This is a genomic window from Bradyrhizobium sp. Unk1, assembly GCF_059512345.1.
Map to the genome: position 1 here is coordinate 1 of NZ_JCAMOP010000100.1, position 8,010 is coordinate 8,010.

General features: G+C 58.7%; 8 protein-coding genes and 4 pseudogenes. 4 read left to right on the plus strand and 8 right to left on the minus strand.

Going from position 1 to position 8,010, the window contains the following annotated elements:
• Positions 1 to 319, plus strand: a 319-nt coding sequence (locus AC5ZFO_RS46480; RefSeq protein ID WP_496124069.1) for a transposase, incomplete at its 5' end; no start/stop codon positions are given.
• A 155-nt stretch (positions 320 to 474) separates the two neighbouring features.
• Here the strand turns inward: AC5ZFO_RS46480 and AC5ZFO_RS46485 are convergent.
• Both AC5ZFO_RS46485 and AC5ZFO_RS46490 read right to left on the minus strand, forming a co-directional pair.
• Positions 475 to 1,002 (minus strand): plasmid pRiA4b ORF-3 family protein, encoded by a 528-nt coding sequence (locus tag AC5ZFO_RS46485; protein ID WP_496124070.1) that lies wholly within the window; start codon positions 1,000 to 1,002, stop codon positions 475 to 477.
• A 221-nt stretch (positions 1,003 to 1,223) separates the two neighbouring features.
• Positions 1,224 to 1,408: pseudogene (locus tag AC5ZFO_RS46490) on the minus strand (ATP-binding protein); the annotation flags it as partial.
• A gap of 1,272 nt (positions 1,409 to 2,680) precedes the next feature.
• On the opposite strand from AC5ZFO_RS46490, the gene AC5ZFO_RS46495 reads away from it, so the two are divergent.
• Positions 2,681 to 3,067, plus strand: a complete 387-nt coding sequence (locus AC5ZFO_RS46495; RefSeq protein ID WP_496124071.1) for a hypothetical protein — start codon at positions 2,681 to 2,683, stop codon at positions 3,065 to 3,067.
• Positions 3,068 to 3,722: 655 nt separating this feature from the next.
• Here the strand turns inward: AC5ZFO_RS46495 and AC5ZFO_RS46500 are convergent.
• Together AC5ZFO_RS46500 and AC5ZFO_RS46505 are read right to left on the minus strand one after the other, a co-directional pair.
• Positions 3,723 to 4,061, minus strand: coding sequence for an oleate hydratase (locus AC5ZFO_RS46500; RefSeq protein WP_496124076.1), 339 nt, complete (start codon positions 4,059 to 4,061; stop codon positions 3,723 to 3,725).
• A gap of 87 nt (positions 4,062 to 4,148) precedes the next feature.
• Positions 4,149 to 4,447, minus strand: a pseudogene (locus AC5ZFO_RS46505) (oleate hydratase); the annotation flags it as partial.
• A gap of 335 nt (positions 4,448 to 4,782) precedes the next feature.
• Here AC5ZFO_RS46505 and AC5ZFO_RS46510 point away from each other — a divergent pair.
• Entirely contained in the window at positions 4,783 to 4,932 is a 150-nt protein-coding gene (locus AC5ZFO_RS46510; protein WP_496124072.1) for a hypothetical protein, read from the plus strand.
• Positions 4,933 to 4,955: 23 nt separating this feature from the next.
• Here the strand turns inward: AC5ZFO_RS46510 and AC5ZFO_RS46515 are convergent, their stop codons facing one another.
• Positions 4,956 to 5,270 (minus strand): helix-turn-helix domain-containing protein, encoded by a 315-nt coding sequence (locus tag AC5ZFO_RS46515; protein ID WP_496124073.1) that lies wholly within the window; start codon positions 5,268 to 5,270, stop codon positions 4,956 to 4,958.
• A 124-nt stretch (positions 5,271 to 5,394) separates the two neighbouring features.
• On the opposite strand from AC5ZFO_RS46515, the gene AC5ZFO_RS46520 reads away from it, so the two are divergent.
• Complete coding sequence (locus AC5ZFO_RS46520; protein WP_496124074.1) at positions 5,395 to 5,712, plus strand: hypothetical protein; 318 nt, start codon at positions 5,395 to 5,397, stop codon at positions 5,710 to 5,712.
• Positions 5,713 to 5,908: 196 nt separating this feature from the next.
• Here AC5ZFO_RS46520 and AC5ZFO_RS46525 read toward each other — a convergent pair whose 3' ends face one another.
• From AC5ZFO_RS46525 to AC5ZFO_RS46535, 3 genes and pseudogenes are all read right to left on the minus strand, one after another.
• A complete protein-coding gene (locus AC5ZFO_RS46525) occupies positions 5,909 to 6,202 on the minus strand; it encodes a hypothetical protein (RefSeq protein ID WP_496124075.1) in 294 nt (97 codons plus the stop codon).
• A 39-nt stretch (positions 6,203 to 6,241) separates the two neighbouring features.
• Positions 6,242 to 6,974: pseudogene (eutB, locus tag AC5ZFO_RS46530) on the minus strand (ethanolamine ammonia-lyase subunit EutB); the annotation flags it as partial.
• 6 nt (positions 6,975 to 6,980) lie between these two features.
• Positions 6,981 to 7,668: pseudogene (locus AC5ZFO_RS46535) on the minus strand (inositol monophosphatase family protein).
• Between the last annotated feature and the right edge of the window lie 342 nt (positions 7,669 to 8,010).

Sequence of the window (8,010 nt, forward strand, 5' to 3'; positions counted from 1 at the left end):
GCCGGGCGAGCGATCGACCGGGGAGACGGTCAGGCGTGGCAGCATCACTAAGGCTGGCAACGGCCGCGTTCGCCACATGTTGGTCGAGAGCGCCTGGACGTATCGGCACCCGCCGAAGATCGGAAAGACAAAGTTATACCGGCTCGAGCAGGCATCGCCAGCGGTGCGAGAGATCGCATGGAAGGCGCAGACCCGCCTGACTGCTCGCTACCGAAAGCTCGCTTCGCGCGGCAAGCGAACGACGGTGGTCTGCACTGCTATCGCCCGTGAACTGGTCGGCTTCATGTGGGCGGTCGCCAGGCAAGTGCAATCAGCCTGATCAGGCACTCTCATCATCGCGCATTGGCGGAGGCGGGACCACGGTAGAGGGAATGCCCGTCAGACGCTTTGTGGCCGGCAAGAGCTCCGACGCCCGCAGTAAGATCGGAGCAGACCTCGGACGCACAATCGGGAATGCGGTAGCCAACCCGCGTATCAGAGCTTGATCACCGACGTCCTTCGGTTCCGCCTCCACCCATGCGCGATCATCAGCATCAACAGCCGATCAACGATCGGGCGAACCTCTGCGTTCTCAGCCTTGACAACGGACATCAGAGCGTAGCTCTGCGGCCCTTTTGATTGACGCTTGACGTCTATTTGAGCCGCGTGGCGCGACGCCGCGGCTACCAAATTCCGGATAATGCGTTGACGGCGGCCCCGAGCGTCTTCCGGTCGACGACGTTGGGATCTCGGGCCCCAGAGGCGCATATTTTCATGTTCTGGATGAGTAGGGTCGCCGATGGCGTCGAGGTAGTCGGCATAGCCTGGCGTACCGCCGACGTCCTCCGGAGGACAACGACCGGCGGCCTCGAGCAGGAGGGGAAGCCCCTCTATCGTCGTGTTGTCGAACCATTTTTCAAGCGCGGTCACATGGTCCCAGCTGTCGCCGAGGTCATAGAGATAATGGATCGACTTGGCGCCTGTCTCGTGAATGATATCGGAGAGCCGCGCCCTTGCGGGCATCGATCGGCTGGGGGCCAAATTCACCGTCGGGATCAGGGATGCCCCAGCGCCCTTCGCCAGCTAGGAACTCGAAGAGGAGGCTGCTCGTCCCGACAAACGCGGCTGCGCGGCCCTATGCCCAGGCGCCTCCGATTGTCATTCCGATCTTTGATCGACTGGGCGTCAAACGCCATCCGGAACTCCCTCCCTTTGCGTCATAAGAACTGTCCCCACCATCGGGTTCATGATGTCGTTTGACGGCTGCTTCCGCCGGTGACGGGACGGAGGGAGGCGGAGCCGACCGGAGGGCCGTCACCGGCCGTCGGCGGCTTGATGACGCCGCTCTTCCGTTTGGCGCGGAGCCGGTAGCTGTCGCCGCGGATCGTCAGCACGTGGCTGTGGTGCAGGAGCGGTCGAGGATCGCGGCGGCAACCGCCACCTCGTCGAGCAGGCTGTCGAGCCAAATCGCGGACGCCGGAGAGCTGCAATCGCGCCAGCGAGGCAGACAGTGAAAACGCTGCTCGACAGGCGACAGCGAAGGCACTCCGGCATACACGAACATGTCATGCCTCCACGAAACGCGACACTAGGCTCGCACCCGGAAAAACGTGCGCCCGCACGAGCTTGCGCTAAGAAGCGGCTTGGCTGTTTAGCGAGGGCCGTCACTAAGCAACCAGCGTGCCAGAGTCATGTCCTGGACCAAGAGAGGCAAAAAAGGATACTTCACATCCGAATGCCCGTACTGTAGTGCCGGGGTGCGAACAGGCGCGTCATTAACCGGCCAATACTGAATGAAATCCGACGTACGACCTTAGCGACCCGAGACTGCGGTGGACCGGATTGATCTCGTCGTCGACGATAAACGACCACCTCACACCGTCCCTTTGCGGCTGCTCCTCAATGAGCGGCAGTCCAGTCTCGCTGGCGCTGCAGCCTCTCTCGGGCAGCTTTCACAGCTTGCGTTGTAAGCGACTGCAGCGACTCATCGCGCATCACTTCCAGATCTCTGAGCCCGCGCATCAGCACCGGCACCGCATTTGACAGTGCCGCTTCGACTGAAAGGCGATCCTCTCCCCGAGATCGCCTGGGTGAGGTCGCATAGTCGAGATCTATCGAGACGTCCTAGTTCGATCCACCTGCTTTTTACCCCAGGTGCTGCTTAGCCCTACACGGCTTTGCGACATGCCATTTCAGACTCTCCGCGAAATATCGCCTCGGAACCTCAAGCATGATCAATAACCGCATGGCCCCATCCCTGCGCATCTATCTTCGCAAAATCCACCACACACTCTCGGCCGTCCAAATCGCTCCCCCTGAAGACAAAAATCGCCGCCATGCAAGCGATCTCGCACGTACTGCTGCGCCCTGCCCCTCGGAGGAATCGCTGATTGAGCGCGATAGCACCATTGTGACGGCCTGCCGTTCGCGTCCCACCGGCGATCAGCGATCTGTTTCCCCTTGGCTCGCGAATACTATCGCCGCACAATTGCCATCGGGGCACTTACCGGAATCTGGCAGACTGAATAATCCGCCGCCTCCATTGCGCACGTTATATGTCGTTGTTAAGCTAGGTCCTTGCTATCGAAGCCACCAAAAGTGGCAGGTATCACATATTGGAGATCGTGTTACCCTCTGAAGGTTGATTGGAGCTGAGCCGCGAAACCAATCACAACGTTACAGTTCAGAGAGGAGACGTCCAATGGCATCGAGCATAGCTGAAGACGAGAAACGCCGTTCACAACAAGGGCCGCAAGTGACCCAGGCGTCGGCTGCTGGGCCAGGTGGCGCAGCCGAGCACACTAAAGAGTCGACGGCAACCACGCGCGCTTCATTCGTGTTTCCAGAATGGCAGAAGTCGATCGAAGCAACGACAAACTTCTTCGCGGCGGCTTTGAAAGACGGTTTGAGATTGACTGCTTCCTCTTTGCACGATCACGCCAATTTTCTAAAAGTCGTTGCCGAGGTCAAAACGCCCTCCGAGTTGCTGAAAAGCTACCTGGACTTGGCAGAGCGATCCTGGTCGAGATCGTTCAGTGAAGGCTCGAAGTTGTTGGATAATCTCAAGATACAACAACATCAGCGGTAAGCAGTCGAATCGATGTATATGATATAAGTGACGACGAGCTTGGGGCGGTCGCCTAGTACTTTCCCAAGATCGTCTGATCGGCCAGTTCTGATGGCAATACGCCTCCGGTAAAGCAAAGCCATTTTCAAGCGGCCGGTGGTCAGCTCATTGTCGCCGTTTGCTGAAAACAGACGCGGGTGTAAGAGCAGCAAGGCCGTCCAGGCATTGGTGCCCGCAATTTGTATAAGGCCACGATCGGAGCAGCGACAGCATTACTTATGTGCCGGTCCGCACCGCGGCTGCAGGCGCACCTTGAAAGAACTCGGAAACCGCGAGCTAAAGGCCGTTGGCGGCGTGGTTCTTTGGCATGAGCGCGTCGATTTCTGTCCTGGGCCAGCCATTAGGGACACACTGAAGCGTTGTGGTGATCATGCAAATGATCGACGTTGTTCATATTCGCGGTCTGCAACAGTGATGATCACCGCTTTTGATCCGCGAGCTCGCTCATGGTTCACGCTTCTGGTTCAAGCTTCGCGTTATGGCGCTCAACGCGCGCGCTGCGACGTGGCGCTTGCCCCTCCCGAGCTAGAGCGTGGGGACAACAAGATCCTTTTTCAACGACCGGGCGATCAACCCATAGCGACCGCACGATGGTCACCCGGCGATCAGATGATACTCATTGAGCAGTTTTGCCCTTCAGCAACAGTTTGCGCAAGAACGCCGGTTCCGGGATTTGGACTTCCTTGCCATCGCGCAGCCTGCGGATTCCCGCGAGCAGCTTGCGGATATCATAAGTAGAATTGAACACCTCCGGCACGCAACGTTCGACGCTGAGAAGCGCATATACGGCTTCCATCGCCGTGCGAACCGAGTATTCCGTCGTGAAGACGCAATCGCGCTCCGCCGACTCGGCAAACTGGCCGATGAAGGCAAAATTGAGAGCGCCGTTCGGCACAACATTTGGCCGATCACCCGCCTTGCGCGGCATGAAGAGAGAGGTGACGTAGGGCATCATGACCGGCACTGCTTTTGCGGCAGTCGCGGCTGGAATGCGCGCGTCCAGAGTCGTAATGGTCGCTGATTCCCATTTTGTTGCAGGGATGTCGCCCGCGAAGGCGTCCGGGCGGACGAAGGCGGCGTCCTTGGCAGAAATACGTCGCCAAAGATTCCAAGCTGGCGCCGGGCCTTGGTCGAGCCTGGCGGGCGTGTGATGGTCTCCCTTGTCCGAGTTTTCGGTGAGCGAGCCGATCGTCATGAATACAAGATCGCCGGCGCCGAGGCCGATACCGCCCTCGACGCCATCCTCCAATGAATGGCCGTGGCCTGCTTGGATCCGGCCTCGATGTCGAAATCAACATTGGTGACTTCGACGCTGTAGCGGAAGTTAACGTCCTGCTCCAACAGCCATTTGCACAGCGATAGAACCAGCGATTCATACTGATTGTAGAAGCGGCCTCGTCGTCATCGAACTATCTCCCCACGAACGTCATGTCTTCCGGACAGGATGCAGTTTGTGTCAACGCATGAGGCGCGATCAAGCGCGCCACGCATCAAAAGATATTCTTTGCCAAGCGCCGCGCTACGACGACATCAGAACACTCCGCGGGCGAAGCACAATTGAAAAACCGCTCTATTTCTGTTGGCTCGAATTCGTGCGACATTGTTGCGATAGATCGGTAGATCCGACCCATCTCGTGCGCTTGCCGCGTGATGCGATCAGGCGAGGACGATCCGTCTTGAGCAATATCGAATTGAGCAACGTCGAACCGACTGCGATTGCCGCCAAAGCCGACCGCGCGCAGCAAACCACGCCGCTGAGCGATCCAGGAAAATCCGCCATCGCCGGCGATGCTTCGTTGATTCATCCCCTCCGTTCTTCCTGCTAACTCGTGGCAGCAGCAACCTCAACCTAATCGGCTACAATCTTTACAGCGGCTCCGTCTCTCCTCTGTGGCGGCTTGTGAGACACGCGCTTACGACATTTGGACAACATCTTTGCGGCTTTGGCGCGTTTGGAGGGCTGAACAACCAATTCGGATACATGAACACCCAGCGTTTCGGCGATGCGATCGAGGATATCAATTGTCGGATTCTTCGATTGCCGCTCAAGGCTAGCCAAGTACGAGCGGTCAATCCCGGCCTCATAAGCCAGTTTCTCTTGCGAAATACCGCGATTCAGGCGGAGCTGACGCACATTCAAGGCCACAAGCGCACGAGCTTTCATGCGCCGAGCATGTCATGGGCCCAGATACTTAAACCACTGGCTATAATCCAACTATTTTGTGGCCAGACGGTGCCGCGATTGCTAGGCGCTTCGCGCGTTTCTGCAAGGCTTTGCAACGCTTCATATGATCGTCGAACGTCTCGGCGTCGTCGGGCAGAATGCCATCATCGGCCATTTTCTTGTAATCGGCTTCGAGCTCGGCGCGAGTTTCGGCATTCGGAACGTGCTGCAGATCACCAGAAACCACGGCACGGTAGTTGACGGGGTTTCCTTCGCGGTCGCGCGCACGGTAGAATTTGGTTTTTCAATCGGAGACTTCCTTCGAGATCCTCATCGGCAGTTGCCTCTTTGGCAATACGTGATCTTCATGACCCGGTCAGCCGCGTCGCAATCCTGTTTGACCGCGCTCGCACTCATTCGCCATATGCAGCTTATTCTCTAGCCATTCCGAAAATCCGGTCGCCGACGGACACGACGTTCTCGATCTCCCCAGCAGGGGCCGGATCATCCGCGGTATGGGCAATTCCATGTCGATGCGCGCTGCCGTACAGTCAGCTTTGAGTTGGATCGCTTCCGATACACTGACTATGCTGTTCCCTCCGGCGACCACCAGAGTTGGGCATCTCAACCGTTAGCCCTCACGCGCCGCTATTTCTTCGTCTGCGCCGCGCAATCTCGTCAGCAACTGCGCTTGTGGCACGTACCAGCCGTTCATGCAGGGTCTCGACTATATCGATAATCTCTTCATTTGGTTCATTCCTTCCCTCTTCGATAGTTTCGGTAACCAGTTCGTCGGGAGGAGTTTCCTTCAATTCACCCTTCTCGAGAAGGTGTTCAAATAGCCCGTCGCTAATGAGCTGAGGTTGGATGCGGCCGTCGAAGTCGTACCAAACCCCGAATGTCTGATGCCCCATAACGGCCTGCTCGACCATCTGCGCCTTCAGTGGGATCAGCCGCGAACCGGCGATTCACTGGAATACAAGGTCGACGGGCGCGCTCGCCGCGATGGCTTTCAAGGCCGTCGTCACATGGCCCAGACAGCAGGTTTGCGTCGGGATCGACAGGCGGCTGCGCAATTCGTCCAGCAGAGAAACGATCCGGATTTGGTCATCCACCGTATCGGTAGCTGGATTGACCCCGATCATCGCGTCGCCCGATCCCGTCAAGAGCCCATCGATGGCCGACGCGGCAATGCCATAGGCATCATCGGCCGGGTGGTCGGCTGATTGCGCGTCGAAAGCCGTCCCTTTAGCCCAATCCTCGAGCGGAATGTCGTGACCACTTCCCGCTTCGACGCAACCGAGATCAGATCCTGTAGGCGCATGATCTTCGAGACCGCAGCGACCATTTGAGGGGTCAGGCCGGGCGCCACCGCCTCAAGCTACCGTTGGCCGGTTTCCGGCTTCAGAGCCTATCGCGGAATTCGCCGACGGTGAGCGATGAGACGATCGCAAAGGCCGCCCGATCAGTCGATCCAAGATCAGGCGAGAGACGTCGTAAGTATCGGCCGGAATCAGTTCCTCGGCCAGGAAGGCCTTGAGCGGCAGATCGGCGAGCGCCATCTGGCCGCAAGCCGCTCTTCCGGACCGTCAGCGGCGATGCCGACGAGCTATCGCCCGTCCGCTCGGGCGTCGCCTTGGCCATCAGATCCCTGAGCTCAGCAAAGCGGAAGACCTTCCCTCCGATGGTTGTCCTGCAGGGCATGACCGGTTATCCCTGGATCAAGGCGCGCGCTTCGGCATGAAGCCGCGGCGTTGCGGTTGCCAAGATGCGCCCTTCCGAGTGAATCGAGAGCGGGCATCCCTCCCAATCGGTGATGCAGCCGCCGGCGCCCTGCACGATCGGAACCAGCGCCATGTAGTCATATGGCTGAAGCCCCGTTTCGAGAACGATGTCGCAGTGTCCCGACGCAAGCAGGCCATAGATGTAGCAATCGCCGCCGAATCGGCGCATCCGGGCAACTCGCGACAGCCGCACGAATGGCTCCATCTCGCTTTTGCGGAACATGTCAGGCGATGTGGTGTAGAAGCGCGCGTCGGCGACGCTCTCGCATGCGCTGGTCCGTGCCAATCCATCGCCAAACCGCGCCACGCTGGGCTTCGCCATCCACCGCTCGCCCGTAGAGGGGATGTCGATCAGGCCGCAGAACGGCTGCTGCTGATAGGTCAACGGGATCAGCGTGCCGATGCCATGCTCCAGAGCGCGCCTCGATCCTTTCCCTGAGACGCAACTCGACGGCTCGATCGGCGATCGTCACCGGGCTGGCATCGGACTTGGCGACGACATCCAGCGGCGTGCGGAAATAGGACAGCACGATGGGCCTGACAGAATCCGCGAGCTCGGCGGCAAATGACAGATAGACATCGGCATCGTCTGCCCTGACGGCATATTGGGCCATTACAGCGCCTTCAGGAACAGCGGCCATCGCGGATCGCGGATGATGGAGCGCGTCCGCATGTGTTTCCAGATGCCGTATTTGTGACGCGCCGATATAGGCTCAAGCAATCCGCTTAGGCGGCTCCAGGCTCCCGCGCAAACGTCCTGCGTCTGCCACCAGGATTTTAAGGCTCGTTTCGCGACAGCGGTGGGATCATCGTCGTTGCCACCGCGCGATATTCGTGTGAAGCGTACTGGGCGGATTCAAACGGTCGTCTCAACACCAGTTGTTTTCACTCATGACAGTAATTCGTCAAGCGCTTCTGCCGGCGTTTTCCAGCCCAGTGTCTTTCTCGGTCGGGCG

Excerpts from the sequence above, each read along its gene's own strand:
- AC5ZFO_RS46485 (WP_496124070.1), bottom strand. The coding sequence starts at position 1,002 with ATGCCCGCAAGGGCGCGGCTCTCCGATATCATTCACGAGACAGGCGCC.
- AC5ZFO_RS46495 (WP_496124071.1), top strand. The coding sequence starts at position 2,681 with ATGGCATCGAGCATAGCTGAAGACGAGAAACGCCGTTCACAACAAGGG.
- AC5ZFO_RS46500 (WP_496124076.1), bottom strand. The coding sequence starts at position 4,061 with ATGATGCCCTACGTCACCTCTCTCTTCATGCCGCGCAAGGCGGGTGAT.
- AC5ZFO_RS46515 (WP_496124073.1), bottom strand. The coding sequence starts at position 5,270 with ATGAAAGCTCGTGCGCTTGTGGCCTTGAATGTGCGTCAGCTCCGCCTG.
- AC5ZFO_RS46520 (WP_496124074.1), top strand. The coding sequence starts at position 5,395 with ATGATCGTCGAACGTCTCGGCGTCGTCGGGCAGAATGCCATCATCGGC.
- AC5ZFO_RS46525 (WP_496124075.1), bottom strand. The coding sequence starts at position 6,202 with ATGGTCGAGCAGGCCGTTATGGGGCATCAGACATTCGGGGTTTGGTAC.